This is a genomic window from Pseudothauera nasutitermitis (assembly GCF_004801295.1).
Lineage (GTDB): Bacteria > Pseudomonadota > Gammaproteobacteria > Burkholderiales > Rhodocyclaceae > Pseudothauera > Pseudothauera nasutitermitis.
Genome location: NZ_SSOC01000004.1, coordinates 413,333 through 437,728, shown reverse-complemented (window position 1 = coordinate 437,728; position 24,396 = coordinate 413,333). Strand labels below are relative to the sequence as shown.

Annotated in this window: 22 protein-coding genes; 5 read left to right on the top strand and 17 right to left on the bottom strand. The window is 61.7% G+C overall.

Annotation, left to right across the window (positions count from 1 at the left end; translation table 11 throughout):
* Positions 1-29: 29 nt before the first annotated feature.
* On the bottom strand, positions 30-575 hold the full coding sequence (locus E6C76_RS12350; RefSeq protein WP_122228772.1) for a TetR/AcrR family transcriptional regulator: 546 nt from the start codon (positions 573-575) through the stop codon (positions 30-32).
* Positions 576-865: 290 nt separating this feature from the next.
* Between E6C76_RS12350 and E6C76_RS12345 the strand changes: the two genes are divergently transcribed.
* The 3 genes from E6C76_RS12345 to E6C76_RS12335 all read left to right on the top strand — a co-directional run bounded on the left by E6C76_RS12345 (position 866) and on the right by E6C76_RS12335 (position 5,190).
* Positions 866-2,347, top strand: a complete 1,482-nt coding sequence (locus E6C76_RS12345; protein WP_122228774.1) for a DHA2 family efflux MFS transporter permease subunit — start codon at positions 866-868, stop codon at positions 2,345-2,347.
* 55 nt (positions 2,348-2,402) lie between these two features.
* Entirely contained in the window at positions 2,403-3,572 is a 1,170-nt protein-coding gene (locus tag E6C76_RS12340) for an aldo/keto reductase (RefSeq protein ID WP_122228776.1), read from the top strand.
* Between the two features lie 265 nt (positions 3,573-3,837).
* Positions 3,838-5,190 carry an FG-GAP repeat domain-containing protein gene (locus tag E6C76_RS12335; protein WP_136348531.1) on the top strand — a complete coding sequence of 451 codons (1,353 nt, stop codon included), beginning with the start codon at positions 3,838-3,840 and terminating at the stop codon, positions 5,188-5,190.
* 290 nt (positions 5,191-5,480) lie between these two features.
* On the opposite strand, the gene E6C76_RS12330 is transcribed toward E6C76_RS12335, so the two are convergent.
* The 10 genes from E6C76_RS12330 to E6C76_RS12285 form a co-directional block, all read right to left on the bottom strand.
* Positions 5,481-5,885 carry a single-stranded DNA-binding protein gene (locus tag E6C76_RS12330; RefSeq protein WP_122228780.1) on the bottom strand — a complete coding sequence of 135 codons (405 nt, stop codon included), beginning with the start codon at positions 5,883-5,885 and terminating at the stop codon, positions 5,481-5,483.
* A complete protein-coding gene (locus E6C76_RS12325) occupies positions 5,882-6,439 on the bottom strand; it encodes a DUF3158 family protein (protein WP_136348530.1) in 558 nt (185 codons plus the stop codon). The genes E6C76_RS12330 and E6C76_RS12325 overlap by 4 nt, the downstream gene beginning before the upstream one ends.
* On the bottom strand, positions 6,436-7,332 hold the full coding sequence (locus E6C76_RS12320) for a PFL_4669 family integrating conjugative element protein (protein WP_456320492.1): 897 nt from the start codon (positions 7,330-7,332) through the stop codon (positions 6,436-6,438). Before E6C76_RS12320 ends, E6C76_RS12325 begins: the two co-directional genes overlap by 4 nt.
* Positions 7,333-7,561: 229 nt before the next feature.
* Entirely contained in the window at positions 7,562-8,761 is a 1,200-nt protein-coding gene (locus tag E6C76_RS12315; RefSeq protein WP_122228784.1) for an STY4528 family pathogenicity island replication protein, read from the bottom strand.
* 3 nt (positions 8,762-8,764) lie between these two features.
* Positions 8,765-9,325, bottom strand: coding sequence for a DUF2857 domain-containing protein (locus E6C76_RS12310; protein ID WP_122228786.1), 561 nt, complete (start codon positions 9,323-9,325; stop codon positions 8,765-8,767).
* 17 nt (positions 9,326-9,342) lie between these two features.
* The gene (locus E6C76_RS12305) at positions 9,343-11,040 is read right to left on the bottom strand and encodes a ParB family protein (protein ID WP_136348529.1); all 1,698 of its coding nucleotides are present in this window, start codon (positions 11,038-11,040) and stop codon (positions 9,343-9,345) included.
* Positions 11,033-11,278: a type II toxin-antitoxin system HicA family toxin gene (locus tag E6C76_RS12300; RefSeq protein ID WP_122228788.1), complete on the bottom strand. Its 246-nt coding sequence runs from the start codon at positions 11,276-11,278 to the stop codon at positions 11,033-11,035. Before E6C76_RS12300 ends, E6C76_RS12305 begins: the two co-directional genes overlap by 8 nt.
* The gene (locus tag E6C76_RS12295; RefSeq protein ID WP_122228790.1) at positions 11,262-12,140 is read right to left on the bottom strand and encodes a ParA family protein; all 879 of its coding nucleotides are present in this window, start codon (positions 12,138-12,140) and stop codon (positions 11,262-11,264) included. Before E6C76_RS12295 ends, E6C76_RS12300 begins: the two co-directional genes overlap by 17 nt.
* A 10-nt stretch (positions 12,141-12,150) precedes the next feature.
* Positions 12,151-12,390, bottom strand: a complete 240-nt coding sequence (locus E6C76_RS12290; RefSeq protein WP_122228792.1) for an AlpA family transcriptional regulator — start codon at positions 12,388-12,390, stop codon at positions 12,151-12,153.
* Positions 12,391-12,537: 147 nt separating this feature from the next.
* On the bottom strand, positions 12,538-13,284 hold the full coding sequence (locus tag E6C76_RS12285) for a hypothetical protein (RefSeq protein ID WP_122228794.1): 747 nt from the start codon (positions 13,282-13,284) through the stop codon (positions 12,538-12,540).
* A gap of 1,269 nt (positions 13,285-14,553) precedes the next feature.
* Between E6C76_RS12285 and E6C76_RS12275 the strand changes: the two genes are divergently transcribed.
* Together E6C76_RS12275 and E6C76_RS12270 are read left to right on the top strand one after the other, a co-directional pair.
* Positions 14,554-15,999: an integrase arm-type DNA-binding domain-containing protein gene (locus E6C76_RS12275; RefSeq protein ID WP_211090206.1), complete on the top strand. Its 1,446-nt coding sequence runs from the start codon at positions 14,554-14,556 to the stop codon at positions 15,997-15,999.
* A gap of 253 nt (positions 16,000-16,252) precedes the next feature.
* Positions 16,253-17,869 carry an AAA family ATPase gene (locus E6C76_RS12270; protein WP_136348528.1) on the top strand — a complete coding sequence of 539 codons (1,617 nt, stop codon included), beginning with the start codon at positions 16,253-16,255 and terminating at the stop codon, positions 17,867-17,869.
* A gap of 138 nt (positions 17,870-18,007) precedes the next feature.
* Here the strand turns inward: E6C76_RS12270 and E6C76_RS12265 are convergent, their stop codons facing one another.
* The 6 genes from E6C76_RS12265 to E6C76_RS12240 form a co-directional block, all read right to left on the bottom strand.
* Positions 18,008-19,015 (bottom strand): DUF4238 domain-containing protein, encoded by a 1,008-nt coding sequence (locus E6C76_RS12265; RefSeq protein ID WP_136348527.1) that lies wholly within the window; start codon positions 19,013-19,015, stop codon positions 18,008-18,010.
* An 81-nt stretch (positions 19,016-19,096) separates the two neighbouring features.
* Positions 19,097-19,723, bottom strand: coding sequence for a tyrosine-type recombinase/integrase (locus E6C76_RS12260; protein ID WP_136348526.1), 627 nt, complete (start codon positions 19,721-19,723; stop codon positions 19,097-19,099).
* 127 nt (positions 19,724-19,850) lie between these two features.
* The gene (locus E6C76_RS12255) at positions 19,851-21,107 is read right to left on the bottom strand and encodes a type II toxin-antitoxin system HipA family toxin (protein WP_136348525.1); all 1,257 of its coding nucleotides are present in this window, start codon (positions 21,105-21,107) and stop codon (positions 19,851-19,853) included.
* Positions 21,104-21,565 (bottom strand): helix-turn-helix domain-containing protein, encoded by a 462-nt coding sequence (locus E6C76_RS12250; RefSeq protein ID WP_211090205.1) that lies wholly within the window; start codon positions 21,563-21,565, stop codon positions 21,104-21,106. Before E6C76_RS12250 ends, E6C76_RS12255 begins: the two co-directional genes overlap by 4 nt.
* 313 nt (positions 21,566-21,878) lie before the next feature.
* Complete coding sequence (locus tag E6C76_RS12245) at positions 21,879-23,987, bottom strand: TonB-dependent receptor (protein WP_331000015.1); 2,109 nt, start codon at positions 23,985-23,987, stop codon at positions 21,879-21,881.
* 30 nt (positions 23,988-24,017) lie between these two features.
* Positions 24,018-24,395 (bottom strand): transcriptional repressor, encoded by a 378-nt coding sequence (locus tag E6C76_RS12240; protein ID WP_136348524.1) that lies wholly within the window; start codon positions 24,393-24,395, stop codon positions 24,018-24,020.
* Position 24,396: the final 1 nt, after the last annotated feature.

Sequence of the window (24,396 nt, the reverse complement as noted above, 5' to 3'; positions counted from 1 at the left end):
GCCAGGCTCTTCGCCTTCACATCTCTGGGTCACTCTCGCGGTGTCCGGATTCCTCGCAGCATGAGGTTGAGCAGGTAGTCGTTCCGCGTCTCATCAGCAGCGATCGATAGCACGATGCCGCCGATGAGTTGCACGAGGTCACCTGGGGTGAGGTCCGGGTCCACCGCGCGGGCGGCAAGCGCCCGGTCCAGCACGTTGCCGACGGCGTCGTCGATCTGTTCTCGAGCGCGGCGGTCGAACTCGGGATCCCGTTCGGAAGGCTGGCTCAACTCACAGATAATAGCCCGGTTCGCCTGCGAGAAGGCAACGAACGCCTGCAGCCATTCGACGAGCCCCTCCCAGGGTTTGTGCGTTATCGCCAGCTCTGCGGCGAGTGGACCGAGCTGCTGGAGATCCTCTTCATAGAGCGCTCGGACCAAGTCGATGCGTTTAGGGAAATTTCTGAAGAGCGTGCCGATACCGACGCCCGCCCGTCTCGCGACATCGTCCATGGACGCATCGTGCTGCTTCTCGGCGAAGACCTCGCGAGCGGCAAGGAGCACCCGCTCCCGGTTTCGACGGGCGTCGAGCCGCATTGCCCGCCGGAGCGGAGCCGCCTCACCTGACGCGGGGGGATCTGTTGCCAACGTTGCACCTCCTTCGCAGACTGAGTGTAGTGGAGTTAAACTCCGGTTATAGTGGAGCGGCACTCCGCTTAGCGAGCGCTAAGGACTTCAAACGCCATGACGAAGACACCCTTCATTATCGCCGCGCGGCGCGGACCTGGGCGCAAAGGGCCGCGACATGCGCCCTCCATCCACCGGATGCGGCGATCGGATCGCATCACCCGGATACGGAACCTCGTGTCGGAAACGGGAGGCGGTGAGTGATCGGCGATTTCCCGACGCAGCATGCCCTCGCGGGCGGGCGAGGACAAGCCACCGACGACCGCCTCGCACCCGGCACGCCGCTTGTGCTGGGCATTCTCGTGGTCTCGACCTTCGTGGTCGTGCTCAACGAAACCATCATGAACGTGGCCCTGGCGAGCATCATCCACGATCTCGGCATCTCCGCGGCGACGGCCCAGTGGCTGACGACCTCCTACCTGCTGACGATGGCGATCGTGATCCCGACCTCGGGCCTGCTGCTGCAGCGCTTCAGCGTCCGCCAGGCATTCATCACCACCATGTCGCTGTTCAGCCTCGGCACCCTGATCGCGGCGCTCTCGTCGGGCTTTCCCATGCTCCTGACCGGACGCATCGTGCAGGCGGCAGGCGCCGCGGTGATGATGCCCCTGCTGATGACGGCGGTGCTGCACACGGTGCCGGCACGCCGACGCGGCTCGATCATGGGGACGATCTCGATCGTGACCGCGGCCGCGCCCGCGCTCGGCCCCCCGGTGTCGGGTGCGGTGCTCAGCGTGCTGGACTGGACCTTCCTGTTCTGGACGGTGCTGCCGATCGCGGCGGCGATGCTCCTGCTGGGCATTTTCCGGCTGCGCAACGTGACGCAGACGCGCCGCGTCCCCATCGACGTGCTCTCGGTCGTCCTCTCCGCGCTCGCATTCGGCGGCATCGTGTTCGGCCTTGCGAGCATCGGCGAGTCCGCACACGGGGAGGCGCCCATCGCCCCCTGGATCCCGCTCGTCAGCGGCGCCCTCTTCATGCTGGTGTTCGTCGTCCGACAACGACGCCTCGCCCGTCACGACCTCGCGCTGCTGGACCTGCGCACCTTCCGCACGCCCCAGTTCGCGGCCGCGATCATCGTCACAGCCCTGGTGGCGATGACCCTGTTCGGCACGCTCACCGTGCTCCCGCTCTACCTGCAGGACGGGCTGGGCGTCGGCGCGCTCGCCACTGGCCTGCTGCTGCTGCCGGGCGGCCTGCTCCTGGCAGTGCTCTCGCCGATCGTCGGGCGCCTGTACGACCGGGTCGGTCCCGGCCCGCTCGTCGTGCCGGGGGCCATCCTGCTCGCCCTGTCGCAGGTGGTCTTCGCCCTGACCCTCTCGCAGGACGGTTCTCCACTGCTGGCGATGGCCATGTTCACCGTGATGCACATCGCCCTGGCCTTCCTCTTCACGCCGCTGATGACCTCGGCGCTCAGCCCGCTCCCCGCCTCGCTCTACTCGCACGGCAGCGCGACCTTCTCGACCGTGCAGCAGCTCGCCGGCGCCGCCGGCACGGCGACGCTCGTCACGCTCATGTCCATCGGCTCCACCCGAGCCGGACCGGAAAGCGGTATCGCCTCCGGCATCCAGGACGCCTACATCGGTGCATCGGTCATCGCCCTCATCGCCGTGGTCGGCGCAGCGGCCCTCACCCTGATCGCCCGAAGACACCGCCCAGCTTCCTGCAAAGAGATCGAATGAGCCATCGCAGGATGCCGGATTTTCCGCTAGACACGTCCACTAAAGGAGCCACCTCATGAAGAACGATGGTCCGGGAATTTCGAAAAGACAATTCGCTCGCCGCGAATTTCTGGCGGCGGCCGGCGGCGTTGCCCTCGCGCCGCTCCTGTGCGGCCTGGCCTCCACGGCATTTGCGCAATCGACACCTGCGGCCTCGTCGCCTCGGACCGCCCGTGTGGAAGGTCGACGCCGGCTCGGTGACCTGGAGGTATCGAGCATCGGCCTGGGATGCATGGTCCTGATCGGCGAGTATGGTCCGGCCGGGGAAAAGAGCGAGCAGATCAGGCTCATCCGCGACGCCCATGACCGCGGCGTGACCTTCTTCGACACCGCCGAGATCTATGGTCCCTTCACCAACGAGGAACTGGTCGGGCAAGCGCTTCGCCCGATCCGCAACGACGTCGTCATTGCCAGCAAATTCGGCTTCAACGTCGATCTGAAGACCCGCAAGGCGCTCGGCGGCTTCAACAGCCGGCCAGAGCATATCAGGCAGTCCGTCGAAGCCATGCTGGTGCGGCTGAACACCGACCGCATCGACCTGCTGTACCAGCACCGCGTCGATCCCGAGGTTCCGATCGAAGACGTCGCGGGCGCGGTCCGGGATCTCATGGCCGAAGGCAAGGTGCTGCACTGGGGTCTGAGCGAGATGGGGCCGAACACCCTGCGCCGCGCCCATGCCGCGCTGCCGGTCACGGCGGTGCAGAACGAATATTCGATGCTGTGGCGTGGGCCGGAGCAGCAGATCCTGCCGATCTGCGAGGAACTCGGCATCGGCTTCGTGCCGTACAGCCCGCTGGGCACGGGCTTTCTGGCCGGCCGCGTCAAGCCGGGCACCGCTTTCGGCCCCAACGACCCCAGGCCGCAGGCGTCGCGCTTCCAGGGCGGGAACCTGGAACACAACCTGGCCCTATTCGACCTAGTGAGCGCCTGGGCCGAGCGCAAGTCCGCCACCCCCGCCCAGATCTCCCTCGCCTGGCTGATGGCGCAGAAGCCATGGATCGTTCCGATTCCGGGCACGACCAACATCGAGCACATGCGGGAAAACCTCGGCGCGAGCTCGGTGAGGTTCACCCCGCAAGAGCTCGCCGAACTGAACACCGCCGCTTCGAAGATCGAGGTGCGGGGCCAGCGCCTGCAGGAGACGGTTCTCTCCTGGTCGGGCGTGGAAGCCCCGCCCAAAAAATGACGGGAGATCTCTTCATCCGCGTCGCGGTTCGCAGTTGCAGGCCGGGAAAAAGTCGATGGGCATGTTGCCACGCGGTCCAAGCGCGGCAACACGGCCATGGGGCGCACCGGGCATTGCATGCTGAAGCGCCGGCGAGCGCTGTCGCGGTGATCGGTGTCCGCGATAGCGGGGCCAGTCCAGCGGCGACCAATCACGACAATTCCCGCACCGCGGCCATCACCCGCGGCCGTGGGCAGCGCGAAAACACGAAAACGGAGGAAATCAGATGAAGCATTACGCACCCCTTGGCCTGACGCTGCTGGCTTACGCATTCGCGGCGATGCCGGCGATCGCTCAGCAGACGCCCCCCCATCCATCCGAACACGCCTTCTTCTCCAGGCCGGACCTGCCCACGTCCGTGTTCTACGATGCCACTGCCACCCACGTTCCGCTTGCGCCCAAACTCAACGCGCTAGATTCGGTTCTGGTCGATGTCGACAATGACGGCGATCTCGATGCCGTCATCGCGGTCGAATACGGTGTCAACCGCCTCTATCTGAACGAGGGCGGCGGCAGGTTCAAGTACGTGCCCGGCGCCTTCGGCAACGTCATGCACGACAACGAGCATGTGAGAGCGGCCGACTTCAATGGCGACGGCAATATCGACGTGGTGTTCGTGGCAGAAGAGGACGAGGTCCACCAGCTGTATTTCGGCGACGGACGTGGCGGCTTCACCGATGTCAGCGACCGCCTGCCACGCTCCAGTCAGGGCAACGCCCTGGCGGTGGGCGACCTGAACGGGGACGGCCTCCCGGACATCCTCGTCGGCAGCACCGGCGAACAGGGACACGGCGGCAAGGTCGTCCCGGCTCGCAACCTCCTGTTCCTCAACGATCCGGCACGACCGGGGCATTTCCGCGACGCCAGCGACACCCTGCCCGGCGAGGACGACCAGACCGGAGGCCTGGCCCTGGCCGACATGGACGGGGACGGCGATCTGGACATCGTCGTCGGCAGCCCGACCCAGCCAAACCGCCTGTTGATCAATGATGGCGCGGCACGCTTCACTGACGCCTCGGAGCGGCTGGACCTGCGCGTGCCGATGGAAACGACCGAGGTCCATGTGTTCGACGCCAACGGCGACGGGCTGAAGGACATCCTCTTCTTCAACATCACCAGCAACAACGTCGGATGGGACAAGGATCCGCAGACGCGACTGCTCATCAACGACGGCAAGGGACGCTTCATCGACGAGACCGCCACGCGGCTGCCGGCGCACACCTTCTCGAGCTGGGCAGGGACCGTCATCGACTTCGATGGCGACGGCGCGCTGGATCTGCTGGTGGGCGCGGTCCAGGTGCCCGGCTTCGTCCCGCTGCAGCTGCGCGCATGGCGCAACGACGGCAAGGGCCACTTCACCGACGTGACCCTGGACGTCGTGCCGGGAATTACGGTCGGACGAAGCTGGAGCACGAGCACCGGCGACCTCGACGGCGACGGCAAGACCGACGTGCTGATCGGCGGCTGGAGTACGCAGGTACGCCTGCTGCTGAGCGATGTCGAGGGCTACCGTGCGACCATGCCGGAATCGCCAAAGCTACCCGCCCCCGCGCCATTCTCCGCCTTTCAGCGTCGCTGAAGCCGCGCACAACCGTAGTCGGCGGACGCCGCTGCGCATTGGATGACACTCGCCTTTGCGACATCAGGGCGGCGGCGCGCTGTTTCGTGTGGCAGCAAGCTGGTTCAGCTCGGCATTGCAGATAGGTAGGAGAGAAAGCGCCGAAGGCCGCAAGGCCCTCGGCTCAAGAGAATGTCACCACCCGTGGGCTGAGTCAGGAATCGGTCGTCGTCAAACCCTTTCCTGTCACAGCAGCGGGCGCGTCGTCGCCAAGTGGCAGCGGCGAGGCTCGCCGCCGCCAGTTGCCCACGCTACGAGTCCGCGGCGCCTTCGTGCTCGGCGTTCGACGGCTTGGAGCTGAGCTTCACCGACTCGACACGGAACGGCAGGATTCCGACGCGCCGGGCCTCGATCTTGAAGGTAACGCGCTCGTTCTCGTCGGCGTCTTCCCACTCGTCGCGGACTGTGCGGCCATCCACCAGCACGCGCATGCCCTTCTGGTACAGCGTCTGCCAGTGCTCGGCATCGCGATGCCATAACTCGACCGGTGCCCAGTACCCGCCGCGATCCTCGAACGAGCCGTCCGGCTTGGGCACTGGATTGTCGAAGTAAACGTTGAGGCGAAGAAGCCGGCGGGGCTCTTCGTTGCCGTTGGGGAACTCGCGATACTCCGGCGCGGAGCCGATGTTGCCTTCGCCGTAGAAGTGGGTGCTCATGGTGCCTCCTGGGGGGTGATGGGGGAAATCGACGCGCCGTCCCTGGGGTGGATGCGGCGCAGGTAGTCCGCTTCGGCCTGAGCCAGCTTGCTGGCGCACTCAAGGGCCTGGCGGGCGATGCTGTGGGTGAGGCTGATCTGCATGTTCAGCACGAGTCGCTGCCGCTCCATTGCGTACAGGTCGTCGATCAGGCGCTCGGGCGTGGCGGGGCTGGCGATCAGTCGCTGCCACAGCGCCACCCCCATGGATGAACGATCGGTGTTGCGCCAGCGAAGGAAGGTTGTGCCTGCGCCAGTGGCCTGCTGGGCCAGATGCACGTCGAGGAGATTGAAGGGGTAGGCACGCGCCTGCGGCAGTACCCGCTGCGTCGCCAGCGCGATCAGGCCGTCGCGCAGTGACACGCATTGGCTGGCCCAGGTCTCCAGACTCCCCTTACCTTTAAAAGGCAAAGGGCTTAAAAGGCCTTTTAGGTAGCCCGCGTGTTCCAGCCGCTGGAAGTCCGCCTGTTCCAGCGGCGCGAAGTGCCAGCGCGCTTCGGGCAATTCCCCGGTCATGCCGGTTCATCCCCATCGGCGGATTCGGCTGCCTTGGTGGACTTCCTCGAACGCCTGGGTTTGTCGGGTCGCGCCGGATCCTCCGCAGGCAGATCCGAAGATGCTTCCGCAGACGCATCAACGGGCGTGTCGACAGACGCACCGCCGCCAACTTCATCCGCCGGTTCCGCAAGAGCACTGGCCCTGGCCTCGGTAGGCGTGCGTGGCGTCGCAGACAGCGGACTGCGGCGCAGCACCGGCGGCGCAAAACGGGACCGTCGCGCGCCTTTCAGCACGTCCTGCGGCAGCTCGCCGAACTTCTCCAGCGCTGCGTGCGCCGCCGCGTTCTTCGCCGCGAAGTCGTCGCGGGTGCAGCCGGAATAGCGATACTGCTGGGCCAAGCTGAAGAGGCTGCGCAGCGCGTGCGCGCCGTCGTTGAGCCAGCGCTCCAGCGTGCCGCGATCGATCAGGGCGGTGTGATGGGCCAGGATCAACTTGCGCGCGAGATCGTCGTAGTCGGCCAGCAGGTAGACGGCCATGAAGCCCAGCTGCGCATTGACGAACAGCGGAAGCTTCACGGGCTGGACGTTCAGGTTCTCGCCCAGGCTGAGTGCCGGCGGCACGTCGGCAAGCGCTTGGTCCACCTGTTCGCGCAGTGTTTGGAGCGTGGCCTTGGTCTGCTCCAGCTTCTCCTCGACCCGCAACATCCACCAGTCGCTGTAGGGATCGTCCTGCTCCGATCCCCGCTTCATCTTGTTCATGTTGCCGATGAAGCCGTTGAGACCGATGATGCCCGGGCGTCCTTCCGCGGGCGCGCGCCCATGCCAGATGCGGGACGCATGGTGCGTATGGAGCGTCAGCGTCATCGCGCTGCGCAGCGATCCGAGGTTGAGCTGCAGAGGTTCGTTGGCCATGTGGGCGACTCGCTGAAGAAGAAACGAGTCGCCAGCATCGGGATTGCCCGGAAGGCCGTCAGTCAACAAACCGCATCCGACGCCCGCCCGGTTTGTCTGTCGCGGGAAGGCCGTGTGTCCCAGCTATCCCCCGGGGATAGCTCTGCCGCAGGCCAGGGTTGTGTGCTGGCGACGGCGGCGTGCCGGAAGGCTGTCTGTCCCAGCTATCCCCGGGGGATAGCTCGTTGCCTCATGTTCTGCGCAGGACTTCGCGCAACCGCGCAATGTGCGCGCGCACCACCTCGGGATCCGCTGGGGTGAAGGTGCTGGCCGATGGTGGCGTCGCAGCGGGCGGTGGCGATGTTGCCGCAGGAGTTGTTGGCTGAGCGGCGTCGCCGGCCCATGCCTTGAACTCGCCGCGGATGGCCTTCTGGATGATCCCGAACAGGTAGCCGGCCGGGTTGCGTACCGTGCTGCTTCGGCAACGTGCCGCCCATTCGTCGAGTACCGCCTGGCGCTGCCCTTCGTCCACCTGCCGAAGGGCCACCAGCGCGCCGGCCTGCTGTTCGTCTTTCAGGGCCAGGAAGCGCTCGGGCAGCTGCAGGTCGTGCAGCCCGCGTGCGCGCGGTACTGTACGTACTTCATTGATACTGTCTTTCAGTACTGTACGGCCCGTCTTCGGAATCCGAAGTGAGCCGTTTGGCGCGGCTTTCGGGCCTGCTTCGGATTCCGAAGACGGGTGCGCGCCATTCCGAAGAAGGGCATCCTGGCCTTCTTCGGATTCGTGAGGGACGCCGTCCTGTGGATAACTGCCAGGCCCGAATCCGCCCTCGGCCATCCGCTGCGCCAACACCTGCAGGCGGGACGGCAGCGTGCGGCCGCTGACCAGCGGATCGTCGGCTATCTCCTTCAGGGTATGCAGGCCCACGATCTGCACCGCCTTGCTGGCATGCGTAAGCGCCTGGCTCACAAGCCCCAGGTAATCAGGATCCAACTGCATCGCTTCAAAGGGCGTCAGAGGCTCGTCGTGCAGCACGTAGAGGTTGCCCTGGATGCGACCTGTCTTGGGGTCGCGCCGGCGACGCACGAGGCTGATCCAGCGCGTCAGGCGCAGCAGTGTGAGCGCGCGTGCGATGGTCTCGTGAGAGGCCAGTGCCGTACACGGCATCGAGGCCAGGTAGGGCCTGAGCTGATCGTAGGTCGGGAACGCGGTGAGCCCATCGCCGTTCAACTGCAAGCGGAAGACTTGCCAGGCGTTGCGTTCCAGCGGGGTCAGGCGCTTGTCGAGAAAGAGCGTTCTCGGCACGCTTTCATGGCGATTGCCGCTGAAAAGGAATCCGTCTTGGGGCGATGCCGCTCCCCGCGGCGGCTGCAGGTTTTGCAGGGCCTCGTCGAACAGCGCGGACAGCGCAACGGGGCCTGCCCGCCTTGGCGACGCGTCCGTCGCCATCGTCTACACCTGTCCCTGTTCGATCCAGCTGCGAATCGCTGCCCAGATCACCGACATCGGCACCGCCATGGATTCGGCCAGGTCCATCGTCAGGGCCAGCATCTCCGTCTCGTCGCCGGGAGTGATGCCGCGTTCCTTCATGCCGGCCTGCCATTGCCGCCACAAGGCCACGTCCTGCGCTTCGTCCAGCACCGGGTAGCGTCCCCGGCGCTTGGGCAGGCCAAGGATGTTCCGACGCAGCGCGACTTCCTGGTGGGTCAAGCCGAAGAACTTGCTGATCATCTCGGTGCTCGAACCGAGCTTCAGCATCCGGTCGACCGTGGCGATTTCCTTCTCCACGTCGTCCACCTGGGTCAGCAGACGCTTGAGCACGTCCCGGTTCACCGATACGGAGCACCAGGACACGTTGGCATTGGCCAGCACGCTCACCAGCGCCGGATGCTTGAGTGCATCCAGCTCTTCCTCGCCGAAGCCCATGGCTTTGCAGCGGCGAAGCTGACCGTTTCGCAGGTCGTGCAGCGCCTGGGCGATCACGGCTTGGTTGAGTGGATGTGGTGCCGACATGCTGATCTCCCGCGCGCTCAGGGGCTGCCCGCATCGGCGGATGGCATGCCGGCGTCCAGATCGGCGAGGCGGCGTGCCAATCGAAGCAGCCGGAACAGCTTCACCAGCGCCGTATCGCTCAGGCGCGACGTCGTGCCACCCCAGCCATGCAGCATCGGCGCCAGGTCATCGGCAAGACGGGCGGGATCGGATCGCGCCACCCCTTCCTGATGCCCACTCAACGCGCTCAGAAGGTTCAGCACGGCGGCAGACGCATCGGGGAGCGCCGCGGCCGCCCTGGGCGCCCCGCAAACGAAGCCGATGCCCCCGGTGCTCGGCTGGACATGGCTGGCCAGTCCTGCTTCCTCGGCGATCTCGCACGCGAACTGAGCGATATGGACGCGCAAGCGATCGGGTACATCGAGACCGGGCTCGATGTACCAGACGTCCGAAATCGGATACAGGCCGCCTGCCTGGACAGGGATTGCGCGCAGCGCGTCGGCCTCGAAGTCAGGTGGAGAGTCCCCCATCTGATCGGCCACTAGGCGCTGGATGGATTGCAGCCGTTCCGTGGTCGGTGCCGGCGAGACAATGTGTGCCTGCAGACGCTGGTCGCGATCGTTCTGCTGGGTGGTGTCCTGATGCGCTTGGCCCTGATCTTCTGTCGCTGTCGGCGTCGCGGTCGAACGTGTGGTCGGAGGCGCGGTGGGCAGGATCGTGTCCGGCGCAGCGGGTGCATCAGAAGGTGGTGAGGGACGCGGTGTGGTCGCGGCCGGTGGCGGGACCTGCGGAGGTATGACGGCAGGAGGTGCGGCCGTGCTGTCCGGTGCCGGTTCACTCAACAGCGCCCGCTGCCGACTCTCGCTGTCGTCGACCTCCAGGCTCAAGGTGTCGTAGTCCGCCTGTAGCAGCTCGGACATCTGTCCGATGAGTTCATCCTGAACTCGCCGGGTAGAGAACTCCTCCGGCTTGGTGTCGAACTGGGTCAGCACGTCCTGGAACAGCGTGGCGAAATCCACCGTGAGGTGCTTGGCCAGCGCGCGGCGTTCCCAGACGCGCTCGCAGGCGCGCCGCAGCACGGCGATCCTCTCGACCTGCCGCCGGCCCAGGCCACCGTAAAGCACGGTGGGAATGGCTGGCAGCAGGTACTGCACGGCATCCTGCATGCGGCTGATGTGCGATTGCTGCACCGGAAGGCCGTCGGTCGTCAGGCGCCTGGCGAGTTCGGATTGCGACAGCGGCTTGCCGGACTCCTGCTCGTAGAGCGCCTGGGCCTTCTGGATGCCCAGCGCGCGCTCGATGAAGGTCAGGCCGCCACGCAGTTCGTTCTCGGCCAGGTGACCGGTGAGCGCCACGATCTCCCCGCGCTCCGGCCAAGGGCGGAACATGCATGGAACGCGAAAGAAGCGCTCATCCTTCATCTCGGCCCAGAGCTCGCGCAGGATGGCGAGCCGCGTGTTGCCACCATTGCGGATGATGTAGTGGGGCTCGCCGGGACGACGGGTGATGGCGGGTGCGGCATCGAGCCCACGTTCGCGTATCGACGCCTTGATTTCCTCGTATGCCGGGTTGCGCTTAACGCGTGGATCGTGATCGTAGGGGCGCAACTGATCGAGGGTGACGACCATGGGGGTGTCGGCGATCGGGTCGCTCAGCGCTGTGGCCGACGGGCCGTTACGCTCAAAGCCGGCGGCCATGAGCTTGCCGGCCATTTCCTGGTGCGTAAGATCAGCCATGACCAGTTCCCCGGTCCGCACGGCCCTGGCGGTCGGCGCGCCGAATCTGCGCGCGGGCATTCAGGCCGGCCCGATGATCGCTGGCGGTTGAACTGGTGTAGATCGGTGCGCAACCGGTCTTTGTGAACTTCAGGTGCCCGCCGGAAGTTCGCTTGACGCGCCAACCCTCACCAATGGCAAACTCGATCAGGGCACGCAGTCGCTTGTGGCCGCGCGCCAGTTCATGCGCGTTGGCCATGGGGCAGCCTCCCTGACCGGTCAACCTTCAGTGGGTGACCGGTCACCAGGATCAGGCGGTCGCGCCACTGCGGAAAGAGCTCCATCGCGAGTGCGCGCATTGTGTCGAGCGCTGCAGGCGCGACTCTGCCGGGCGGTTGTCGATATTCGACACGGTGTACCGGCAGGCCGCGTGTGGAGGCGCGTGGATAGGCCTCGATGGCTGGCACATTGGTGTCCAGCACGCGAATGCCGACATGCTCCTGGAACAGGTCGCGTAAAGCTTGCTGGATCAATCGCGCGTTCGAAGAAACGGAAAGTACGCGATTGATGAGCAGGTTCAGCGGAGGGGGCTCGATACCGAGATGGCGGTACGGCGCGATGTCCTCAAGCAACTGAATGGTGCCGCGACGTAGCTCGCGCGCGGCCAGGATTTCAGGTGTTACGGGCGACAGCGCCAGATCGGAGGCAAGCACCGCCATCTCAAGAATGACACTGCGAGCACCCTGAGTGTCGATCAGCACGAGGTCGTACAGCGGCGCCAATGCCGGCAGCAGGTGGCGCAAGCGCAGGCGACCATCTGGGGCATGCAGCAACAGCGTGCTCAGTTCTCCCCGGTCATCGTTGGACAGAACCAGATCCAGGCCCGGGATGGCTGTCCGAGAAACCAATTGCTCGAAATCCCGCTCATTGAACGCCAGCATCTCGTAGATGCCACGGGATGCGCGATGCGTTAGTTCGTAGTAGGACGACAGCGTGGGTTGCACGTCGAGGTCGATCAGCAGAACACGCAGACCTGCATCGGCCACGATGCCGCCGAGATTGGCAGCGGTCGTCGTCTTGCCGACGCCGCCTTTGGTGGAGATGATGGATACGACGCGCATCTTCTCCCCCTCAGCCGTTGCGTGAGAGGGAGGGTTGCGGCACCCTGTTCTTGAGGCGTTCGCTGATCCAGAGGTCGATCTCGGCCGAGTCCCAGCCCACCGCACGAACGCCGAGGCGAAGCGCTTGAGGGAACTCCCCCTTCTTCATCAGCGAGTAGAGGTGCGCGCGCTTGAATCCTGTTTTGGATTCGACCTCCTCTAGCCGCAGGATGCGGCGTTCGCCCGGCGGTAATGCAGGCGTTTGCAACATGGCGGTCACTCCTTAACGCTTAGTGGCGTTTGTTGGCGTGACCCTCATTAAATAGAGCGAATTGAGGAAATGCACTGCAAATGCAATATTGCGGACTGCACATGCAAGCTTGCAAATTTCGGCAAGTGGTGATCAGTGAGATGGAGGCTAACCGGTGGCAGCGCGGAGTTTGCGGCGTGACTGAGCGAACTTCCCGTTCAACGTGCGCTCGGCGATCCCCATGATCCCGCCATGATTCGCAACCAGCGCAGTGACGATCGCCTCTTGGCTCTTGAAGCTTGAATAGGGTGTGCCAGCTGGCGACTGGCTCAGCATCAGGTCGAGCATGCCGCCGATGATGTGCTGGTAGGTGGACTCGGCCCGATCGGTGATCGGGCATTCATGGCAAGCAGGGATCGTTTCACTTTGCTTGAGAAGGTTCTGGTGCGCTTCTCTCAGCGTCTGGAGTTGTTGACGGCATTGCGCGAGTTCCGCCTTCAGCGCTTGGCGTTCGACCAGCAGGGCTTGTCCGGTTTCCAGGGTGATGGTGGGATGAGAGATTCGCTCAGCACGACTGAAAAGGAATCCAGGTCGCTGTTCGGGGTAGTGGTGGGTCATCCAGCGCTTGAGATCTACGTGCCTGATTGTCAAATCGGGCGAATCCCAAAGCGCCTCATCGCTGCGCGTGATTCCAAGGTGTCCGTAGGGGAGCTCGCCATTGAAGATGGCGTCGTAGATGCGCTCATTGCAAAGCCGCAGTTCGGTCCAGCGTGGGCAATCGACTGTCTCCGGCATACTCGGTGGCGACGTGATAAGGCCAATGATGTACTTCTTGTACTTAAGTAAGCCTGCCCAACGGATTGCTGCTTCGATGGGGCGATAGTAGACCTTGGCTATGGGAGGGCTGTCGTGCATGCGTCCATCTCCTACGATCAAATCTCTACATCCAAATCTCCTGGGGCCAGGAAGCTCCTGGCGCTATGAATTCGTTGGGGGCGAGCGGTGATCGAGCCAATGCGCGTGCCCGCGCGTGCTCATCGCAAAGATGCCCCGTCCCTGGTGATCACAGACCGTTTGCTATTGACTGCCGGTTGTCGCGGGAGCCCAATCTCGATGCAGGCCACGGCGGGCCGCATCGGGATAGGGCTTGTACCCGCTTACGTGAGCGTTGTTGCTTGGTGATTTATCTGCAAGACCGCTCTTGCATCAGCTGTTTCGTTCTCGGTCTCGACGCCACGGCTTGCATGCTGATCTGCGCCGGTGGAGATGGCGGAGGGCTATGTGGTGGGGCTTGCACCAGGCCGGCTCAGACCAGCGCGGCATGCTGTCTGACTGAAATAGGCTCACGGTTGCTGTTGCGCGTGCGCCTCAGAGGCTTGAGCGGGTAGACGCATGGCGCAATGGTCATTCGACTTCTAGCGCGGTCATGTCTCGATGTTGGCAATGTGCGCCCCGATCACGTCATCCGCCGAACTACACGCGTGTTCGCGCCGCTCGTCAAAGGCAGATCAGCTTGCGGATCTGCTCGATAGGATGTCCCAGTTTGCGAGCATGGCGCACGAACTACCGTCGTCGCTGACCATGCATGCTGTTGTGGCGGTAGTTGCCCGCGCAACGACGTAGCGGACAACTGGATACGCTAGGCGCCGGTAACGGCTTGGTGCTGGCCGAGCACGGCTGGTCCGACATGATGGTAGGCACGGTCATCATGCCGTTACTCCTGAAGTCGACGATCTGTGATCGCGCCAGCATGGCCAGCTTGGAAGGTAGCGTGATCAGCGTATCGTGGCGGTTGGTGGTGCTCGCTGGATGTCAGTGGACAAAGGAGCTTGTCAAGTGATTGTCCGTGGGCCAAAATGTGGTCGCAACTCGAAAATTGAGTTCAAAAAATCCCTTTGAAATTAGCGGCTTGGACACATCTTCCCGTTCCCATCACCCGCTCCAGTCACGCTCCAAACCAGGTTCGTCACTTTGGGAAGTGATTACAAGCGATTGAATTTCAATGAGATTTTTTCATTCCTGATGCTTTCGGGATCGGAAAAATGCCTCTCTAGTGCCCCCATTTCGGTACATTTTTTGGCCCATCAATATGGGGGCGGGCATGTCGCATTGTTTCTGCCCGCAGCGCGACGTTGCTGCGACCATGGCTCCTATCCCGTCTAATTTGGGATTTGGGGAGCAAGCGTGGCGCTGACTGACGTACATATCCGAAACGCCAAGGCAACGGGGAAGGTTTACACACTGGGCGACTACGACGGCCTGTCGTTGTTCATCTCGGCCCAGGGCAGTAAGGCCTGGCATTTTCGCTACCAGTGGCTAGGCAAGCGGTCACGGATGTCTTTCGGTACGTATCCCGAGTTGAGCTTGCGTGATGCGCGGGCCATGCGGATAGAGGCGAGGGCGATGATCGCCAAAGGCATCAACCCCAGGCTCGCGCGAAAACAGAAGCAGCAGGCTGCTCGACTGGCGGGTGAGTACACCTTCATGCGGGTGTACGAGAAGTGGCTGGCTCATCGGATGTTGGTGCTGGAGGAGGGGAGGCAAAGCACATTGCAGCAGATCCGACGGGTGTTCCAGAAAGACGTGATCCCGGCGCTGCGCAGAATGACCATTCATGAAATTACGCAGCATCACCTGTTGGAGGTGATCGGGCGCATCGAGGCGCGGGGTTCGCTGTCAGTCGCAGAGAAGATGCGCACGTGGTTGCGGCAATTGTTCGAGTACGCCGTGGTGGTGGTGCCCGACATGGAGAACAACCCTGCACGGGATCTACACGTAGTGGCGATCCCGCTGCCGCCGGTTCGGCACAATTCGTTCTTGATAATCAAAGAACTGCCGTCGTTCTTGAGGGACTTGCGTGCCTATCAGGGAAGAAAGGTGACGCAGATGGCGGTTCGACTGTTGCTGTTGACCGGCGTGCGTACGGGGGAGTTGCGGCTGGCCACGCCTGACCAGTTCGACCTGGCACGTGGCGTGTGGATCATACCTGCGGCCTCGCTCAAGCAACGCAACATGCTGACTCGACGGCGGCGTGTGCGGGTCGGTGATATTCCACCGTACATCGTGCCGTTATCGGTTCAGGCGCAGCAGCTTGTGCGTGAGGTGCTGGATGCGTTCAAGCCTACACAGAAGTATGTGTTCGCGGGCGTGGCACGGCTGACAGACCACATAAGCGAGAACACTGTCAACTTCGCATTGAAGCGTATGGGGTACGACGGTCGCCTGACTGGACATGGACTTCGAGCCACACTGTCGACAGCATTAAATGAGATTGGCTATCCGCGGATATGGGTGGATGCGCAGTTGTCGCATGCCGATCCGAATCGGATCAGTGCGATCTACAACCATGCGCAATATGTGGAGCAGAGAAGGGTAATGATGCAGGACTGGGCGAACCGATTGGATTTGCTCGAAAAGGGTGAGGTGGAGGCTGCGAGCCGGCATTTGATTGTGCATTTGCAGGGAGTGGCGGAGATGGCCGGGCAGAGTGATCGAACTCCATGGCGCTCGGGAGTTAATGCGCCATATCCCATGGAGGCTTGTTGGCAACAAACCATGCAGGACCCGAGGGAGCATATAAATGCTCGAATTGCTGCGCATACGGGTTGCGACATAACTGTCATTCTCTAATGCCTTCGCTTATCGGTCTGAGCAGTATGTTATTGCCGTGAGCGGGATGTAGGTCGAGGAAGAGGTATTCGATAGTGAGCGTCTGCTACCGGCCAGAAGCGGTCATTACGGATACGCACTAATTTTCTTGGTGTAACGTCGGGCTCCAGTGTAATGCTGATAGCATGTTATTGATGCCTAGGAGCCAAGTAAAATCAGTAACGCAGATCATAGATTTCCCAATCAACTAACTTCGTAACCGGAAAGGTCTTACGTGGCATTCAATTTTCAAATTCCCGGTCCCGGTCATCAGACTTCAATAGCTATTGATCTTGGCTCATCGTTGGTCTTTGTTGGGGCAAATGGTTCGGGAAAAACACGCTTAGCTGTGCTCATTGAAGAATCCGTAGGAGAGAACGCTCACCGCATTTCGGCGCACCGAGCTCTTAATCTAAATCCAGCTGTACCTAAAATTCGTGGTGCTGAGGCACTTAAAAAGCTTCGATACGGATATGAAGGTGAGAGCGCTGCGATTCACCATCGCGCAAGTAATCGGTGGAAAAATTCGAAGCCGGCAGTGGCAATGCTTAACGACTTCGACAGTTTGCTACAAGCGCTTTTCGCTGACCAGTCGGTTACGACGCTAGAAACGCACACCAAGTACCGGTCCGGTACACTGACAAAGGCGACTGCAACGAAATTTGAAACTCTTTCCGAAATCTGGCAACGTCTCCTGCCGCACCGAAAGTTAGTCATATCTGGCGACGATATTAACGTCGCGCTTGTAGATGGGGGCGAAACCTATCCAGCGTCGGAGATGAGCGACGGGGAGCGATCCATCTTTTATCTCATAGCGCAAGCCTTAGTCGCCGCCGAATCATCTCTCCTAATTATTGATGAGCCTGAGTTGCACGTTCATCCGTCTATTATGTCCAGTCTCTGGGATGAAATAGAGGCTGCACGAAAGGATTGCGCTTTTTTGTTCATCACTCATGACTTGCACTTTGCTGCAGCCCGGGCCGCTCAGAAATACGTCATCAGGCTATTCGACCCGACTCCTTCCTGGACGATAGAGCACGTTCCAGAGGACACAGATTTTGATGAGGAGGTGACAACATTGATCTTGGGCAGCCGCCGTCCCATTTTGTTTGTGGAGGGCACTGGAGCCAGCTTAGATCTCGCGATCTACCGATGTTGTTATCCGCAATGGACGGTAATTCCTCGAGGCTCGTGTGAGCAAGTTGTGCATGCTGTAGTCACGATGCGTGCGAACGCGCAGCTTACACGGATCACGTGCGCAGGAATTGTTGATGCCGATGACTACACAATAGACGAGATCAATCACCTGAACAGTCTAGGTATATTTCCGCTTCCAGTATCTGAGGCAGAGAACTTGATTCTGTTGCCTGATGTCAGCCGTGCTATCGCGCAACTAGAAGGTCTTGAGGGCGAGGAGCTCGAGCAGCAATTGTCAAAACTGGAGTCGGCTATCTTTGACACTTTGCAGTCACCGGCGGCAATCGAAGAAGTGGTTGTAAGATACTGTCGCCGCCGAATTGACAGAGCACTCAAAAAAATCGACCTTTCTGGCTCAAAGAATATTGCTGGTTTAATCACAGAATACAACACTCATACAGCCACTTTAGATATCTCAGAACTCGCAGCGAGAGCGAATAGCAAGATTCAGGATGCATTAACGAGTAGGGATTTGGCTAGTCTGCTGACCGTCTATGACAACAAAGGGTTGCTCGCCCATGCTGCTCTTCATCTGAAGCAAACGAGAATGGCTGCATTTAGTGCGTGGCTTACCAGGATGTTGCGCGATGGGGAAAGAGCTCCAGGGTTGGTCGAGGCACTGAGAGTCATCCTGCCAGTAGTACAAGCCACCTAGTTTTGCACGACCTCGCTAAAGTGTTCCTTCCAAACTTTAGCTAAACAATAAACAAAAGCTGTCACAGCGTGCGGCATCGACGATCTAAAGTTTGTCTGTCGATCGTCCGCTTGGGGTCGATAGCGGCCGACCAGTGCTCTAAATAAACCCAGGCCCTTTTCGTTGCTTTTGAGCCTTCTGAGCGCGTCGTCCAATGAAGCTTTGGAAGGGACGGATAGCACTCTCACTGTTACCAACAATATGCACCATAGCTTGCGATGCCAGTTTGGAGTTGAGCTCCACTACTGTGGTCTCATCAATCGCATTTCTGCCGGGTAGGAATCGCCCAGAGTTGCATATGATGTAGGCGATTCTTGGCGATATTGGGTAGTAGAGGTCGGCATGCTCAGGTGCAATGAAGGCTGTCTCTGAAACGCATGGGTGAACATTGACAATGGGGTGGTCGGAGGTGATGGAAGGTACCGAGGTGTCGTTTATCAGCAACGCATGCTTATCCTCATGGCGGCTTAGATATAGGCTATTCCCGAAACTCATTCCGAACATGTAACTCATGAACCACCACGCATGGGCGACAGCATCAGCCACGCGGATTTCCATAGCGTTACTACAAACAAGGCTTCGAATTACACCATCTCGAAAAGGCTTTGTGCGACAGAACTGATGGCCAAAAAATGCCATGAATTCGATCATGTGCTGCTTGTCCTGTAGGACCTCAAGCTGTTCACCAGCCAAGGCCTCTAACACGGGCTGAACACCCTGCTCATGGGATGAGTGGAGATTCTCCAACAGGTTGCATTTCAGCGCATGGAGATGCTGTTCGGCCTCTTGGCTGCGAACGTCTGACCTCCAGTAGATTGCTTCTGCCTGCTGCAGCTTCAGAAAATCGCCTAGGTAGGACATGTGCTGTTGTTGGAGTGATTCGGGGCTCAAGCGGGAGAACCCCTTAATCACATCCACCTGCTCTTTAGTGAGCGTTGTGACCTTGTAGAGATAGTCTTCCGCGGCGACCGCACGCACGCTGTCATGGGCAATTTTCCCAGTCTTCGTGGTGTAGAAGACGCTCTTAGTCCCGCTGCCCCAGCGAGTCAAGTATCTCGCCCAGACGTAATGATGCCGCTTTTTGGCTTCAAGGTATTTACGTGCCATAGGAGCTCGCCTGGAATTGGTTGTGCTGGGAGTCAGTGACCGCTTCTGGCCGGCAAGCGACCTCTCGCCGGCCGGGACGCATCAAACCTCGGTTTGTTCAGCCATCTCAAGAGCGTCGTCGACCTCGATGCCCAGATAGCGAACTGTGCTTTCCAGCTTCGTATGCCCGAGCAGCAGCTGTACAGCCCGAAGATTCTTCGTCCGGCAGTAGATCAACGAGGCTTTTGTACGGCGCATCGTGTGGGTGCCATATGCGGTATCGTCGAGGCCAATCGATGCGACCCAGCGATGCACAATCCGGGCGTACTGCCGCGTCGACAGATGCGGCGACATATGCAAGCGGCTCGGAAAAAGAAAATCTGCCGACTTTAGCCCTCGTGCATCGATCCATGCTTCAACGCTCTCACGGGTTTGCTCCGTGATCTCGAATTGGACCGGACGCTGGGTCTTTTGTTGCAGGACGGTGGCTCTCGCGGCCACGTGGCTCCCATGGCGGATGTCCTGCACCTGCAATCGCGTGAGATCGCACGCTCGAAGCTTGCTATCGATTGCGAGATTGAACATCGCGAGCTCCCGGATGTTCGAAGCCATCTGAAGTCTTACTCGGATTGCCCAAATTTCTCGGAGCTTTAGGGGCGGCTTCTGCCCGGTGAGCTTTCCCTTGTTCCATGGCACACGACGGTCAACGGTGGCGTTCGCGGATTCCATGACAATCTCCTTTCGAGTAAAGGGAGATTCAGTGTGCGCCTACGGAGGGGCGCTATCCGACCCAAAACGGAAGTTCAAGGGATCACAGACAATGACTGCTTCGCAACGAAAGCAGACAGCCGCACGGCTACCTACCCCCCCATATTTTGTGCGCCGAGAACGCCCCCGCAGTCAAATCAATATCCGCACCGCTAATGCGCATCCGACGAGCAGCGTCCTGCCAACGATCGACAACCATGACTACTTCATCCACAATTTGCCGAGCTTGCACATCGTCCAGCCCGTAAAAAGCGGCCGTGCTTAGAACAGTCTCTAGGCCAGGTCGATTGTCGACGTCATCAATATTCAACACATGTTCTGCCTTGTCGATATTCGGATTGACGTCAAACGCGGGCGCAAGTCTCCAGCCTGTCTTGCCAAGCACGAATCCGTGATTGCGAAGGTGGTCGTCGCGGTTGCCGACCGCGACGTTGAACGCCACTCGCCGGAATAGCTGTTCCAAATCCGCATCCGCATGCTCGGCATCGCCCTGAGCTCGAATGAACTGCGCCAATTCCAGATAGCTCGTACCTTCACTTTGCGTCTTGCGAAGCAATGTCATCGCCGAGGCGTAGAAGCGTCGCGAACTGTTGGCGCGATCGAACCTTTGGATGCAGAAGGTATGGAAGTCGTTGTTTAGCTTGATGAGCTTTGCAGGCGGTACGTCTATCCCCGCTTCTTGCGCGAGTTGGTGAACGACATACTCCCAAGCCCCGACGTCTCGATCGTCATCCCTGGCTGGGAACTTGCCGATCCAGAGTGAGCCGTCGGTTTCGGTAAAGTTGGCTTTTGGCCTTGCTCCGCCCAAAGACGCGCCAGGTGCGACGAGTACGGCGAGCCACTTTCGTAGCGCATCCAGATCGTCGATACGCCGGTTGCTGAGTTGATAGGCCACGGCTTCCAACTCTCGCAGAGTTGTCACTGGCGGAGCCGCCATTTTCTCGTCGCCAAGAAACGCTTCCATATCGGGTCGGCGAAAGCGCAGGGCGCCTTGACGGGTGAGGTCTTGTACGCCGATGAGGAAGTCCCAGGCGTACAGCGTACGCGGAAGACGTTGCTCGTCCTTGGCCAGCAACGCTTCGCGCCGCTTCATCAATGTCTGCCCCCAGCGGTCTGGCGACGAGTCCAGGAAAATGCCGAAGTTGCCTAGCTCTGGCTTGGGAAAGAAGGGGTGTTCGTCCAGAGAGAGGTCGGGGTCCAGCGCGAAGGCGCGAGGGTCTCGTAGCCAATCGCGTTCGTAGTGGAAGCGGATCTGGCCGCGGTCATGGGCGAGCGTGCCAACCTGGCATGCAGGGCCGGGGTCGTCGTCAAGCCACACCTCCAGGGTGTTGTCCTGCGTGCTCATGTGGGTTCCTCATCGTTTGAGGCTGATGAGGACTTGGCCGTCTTGGCGCGGGTAGCCGTGCGGCGATTGGGCGCTGGCTCCAGCGCCAGATCCTGCAATTTCCGCCCAACTCTATCGTCGGCCCCAAGCTGATTGAGGTCGCCCTCAAGACCTAGCACGGCCAGCACCCGGAGATAGGATCCCAGCGTTGCTCCAGCGTCTCCGGCCTCGACCTTGTATAAGGTCGTCCTTGAAATCCCCGCGCGCTGCGCGACGACGGCGTTGCTCAACTTGCGTCGTTTGCGGGCAAGGCGCAGCCGCTCTCCCAGCGCGGAGAGGAGGCGCTGCTCTTGAGGGAAGACGATAGGCGGTTTGCGTGGCATGTTCGCTATTATGGTCGATATAAAACTAATTTGCCCATAATAGCGAAAAAATCCAGATTCAGGTGCCGGAGCCGGCGGAGAGTGGACAGCAGCCATCAGACCGGCCCAAAATGCGGTACATCCTCGCTCACCAAGCGGGGATGCCACCTTATCAATCAAAGAGTTGGACGCTGAATTCTGTTCCCTTCGCCCGCTCCACCGCAACAATCCGGGGAATTCCAAGGAAATCCAGGGGTGTGTTGCAGGCCGCTGACCCTGCTGATGCCTTTTGCATCTCCCCGACCCAGTAACGTCCAGCAGCATCCACTGACGGCCGCCCCAAAACGGCACATCAAGTGGCACGTCGCAATGCGGCGGCTCCCCGTTCCCATTCCGGACACAAGTGCCACGCCATCGTTCCGGCCCTCCGCTAATACATGTAGGTAGCCGTCAGCCCCACGGTCCGCCCCGGCGCCACCTGCGCGAAGTTCCCGGTCGCGCCGTAGGAGAACCCATAGGTCCGATACGCCTTGTCGGTCAGGTTGTGCGCGTAGAGCATCAATTCCAGGCTGCGCGTCGGACTCCAGGCCAGTGCGGCATCGACCAGGGTGTAGGCGTCCTGGCGCAGCGTATTGGCGCTGTCGAAGTAATGCGATCCGGTGCGGCGCGCGGTCAGTTGCGGCCGCAGGAGGGTCTCGCCCACCTGCAGGCGGCCCTTGGCCGACAGGGTCAGGCCGTAGCCGGGTGCCATGGGCACGTCGTTGTCCTGGCAGCCCGTGCATGCGCTGGAGTCGATGAAGCGGCGGAAAGTGGCGTCATTGACGAAACCGCCAGCCGCCAGCGTCCATTGCCGCGTGATATCCCATTCCGCATTGAACTCCACGCCGACGGAGCGGGTATCGCCGACATTCCTCAGCGTCTGGTAGCCCATGTCGCCATCGCCATAGAGCTGGACGTCCTTGCTGTCCACGCGATAGACGGCCATGCCGGCGCGGACATCGCGGCCGGTGTAGCGCACGCCGGCCTCGTAGCTGACCGAGCGTTCGCGGCCATAACCCTCCGCGTCGTCCACGTTCGACGGCGCCAGGTTGTAGCCCAGCGGCTTGTAGCCCTGGGCCACGTTGACGTAGCCGCGCCATTGCGGGGAGAACTGGTAGCCCGCCGCGACGTGGCCGAGCCAGGTGTTCTGCCTTGATGAGGCCCTGCCCTGGAAGGTGGCGCCCATCTGGTCGCCCTGGAATTTCGTCCTCGCCTCATCGCGCGTGAAACGCAGGCCGGTGGTGAGGTCCAGCCTGGACGACAGGTGCCAGGTCACGTCGCCGTAGGCCGCCAGGGATTCGTTGCGGTTGCTCGAACCGGAATCCACGACCCGATAGAAACCGGGCAGCACCATGTCGAACTGGTAACCCCTGGACAGATCCACCTCCTGCCGGTACAGGCCGAATACGGCATCCCAGGCGCGCAGCGCTTGCGCACCATCCTCGGCCCCGCGCGTTGCGAGGCGCACTTCCTGGGTGTTCTGTTTCCAGTGTTCCGAGAACTGCGGGAAGTAGGCATCCAACGGCCAGCGGCGTGTGGTGTTCACACGCTGGCTGCTGGCCACGGCGCTCAGGCGCCAGACATCGAAGTCGTATTGCCCGCTGGCGGCGAAGCTGTTGGCGCAGCGCCGCTGGTAGAAATCCCGATAGGCCTCCGGCAGGTTCGGCAGGACATAGGCCCGGCGGGATCTGTAGTCGTCGAAGCGCGTGTAGACCTCCTGGTCTCCCATTGCGCAGTCGCGCCCGGCGGACAGGCCCAGTTCCCAGGGGCTGCCGGTCGGCGCCAGCCTCAGCTTGACGTTGCCGGCACGCGAACGCACGCCGCCCAGGTGGTCGCTGCCGATGACCTCGCTGCGCACGTCGCCGTTGGCGTCATTGGCCAGCAAGGAGACCGAGCCGTACAGCAGATCCTGCACCAGTGGCCCCGCGCCCTCGGCCTGCAGCTGGTAGCCGTCGCGGCTGGCGACGCCACCGCGGGCAACGAACCGGGGCGTGGCATCCGGCTTGTGCGTGACGATGTTGAGCACGCCGCCCTGCGCGCTCTTGCCATACAGCGTGCCCTGCGGCCCCTTGAGCAGTTCCACCTGCTCGACGCCCAACAGCGATTGCGCGGCAAAAGTCGGCAACTGGGGGACGCCATCCACATAGACCGTCAGGGCCGGATTGTAGAAATCCTGGGCGGAGGTCACCCCGCGCAGCGTGATGATCGGGAACAGGAAGGTGGCGCTGTGCGACATGTACAACTCGGGGAAGACACGGTCCAGCGCCAGGGTGGAGTCCACCTGCGCGTCGTCCAGATCCAGCCGGTCGGCCACGCTGGCGGCGCCATTGAGCCGTTCCAGCGTTTCGCCGCGCTTGCTGGCCGACACCACGACCGGGGCAAGCGTCCGGGCTTCCCCCTCGTCTTGCAGCACGCCCTGTGCCTGCGCGGCGGCCATCCATCCCGTGGTGTGAATCGATATCAGCGCCAGGCTGAGCAAGCGCAGTCTGAAGTCGGGCATGTTCAATCTCCGATCAAGTTTCCGTTTCTCTCAATGCTCTGCATGCCAGTTCTTCGCGCCCTGCGCCGGATCGGCAACCCCCGCGTAACCCCCGCATGCCAGGTGGCGACTCCCACTGATCGCCATCCCCTTTTCAGGCAGCAACGAGTACCCGGCCCGCACCCCGTTGCGGCCGGCAATCGGTTTGCTCTGCAACAGCCCGACGGCAGTCATGTCGCCAAGCGCCCGATACACCGTTCCAAAGCTGATCGACAAACTCTGCAGGATCAGGGTGCGGAACACGCTTTCCGCCGCGGTTGGCGCCGATACCTGTTCGAGCACCCGCATGACGTGGACACGTGCCGTCGTCGGGCGCAGCCCCAGGGCGCGCAGACGCTGGCATATCCGAAAATTTTCCGCCGCTTCCATG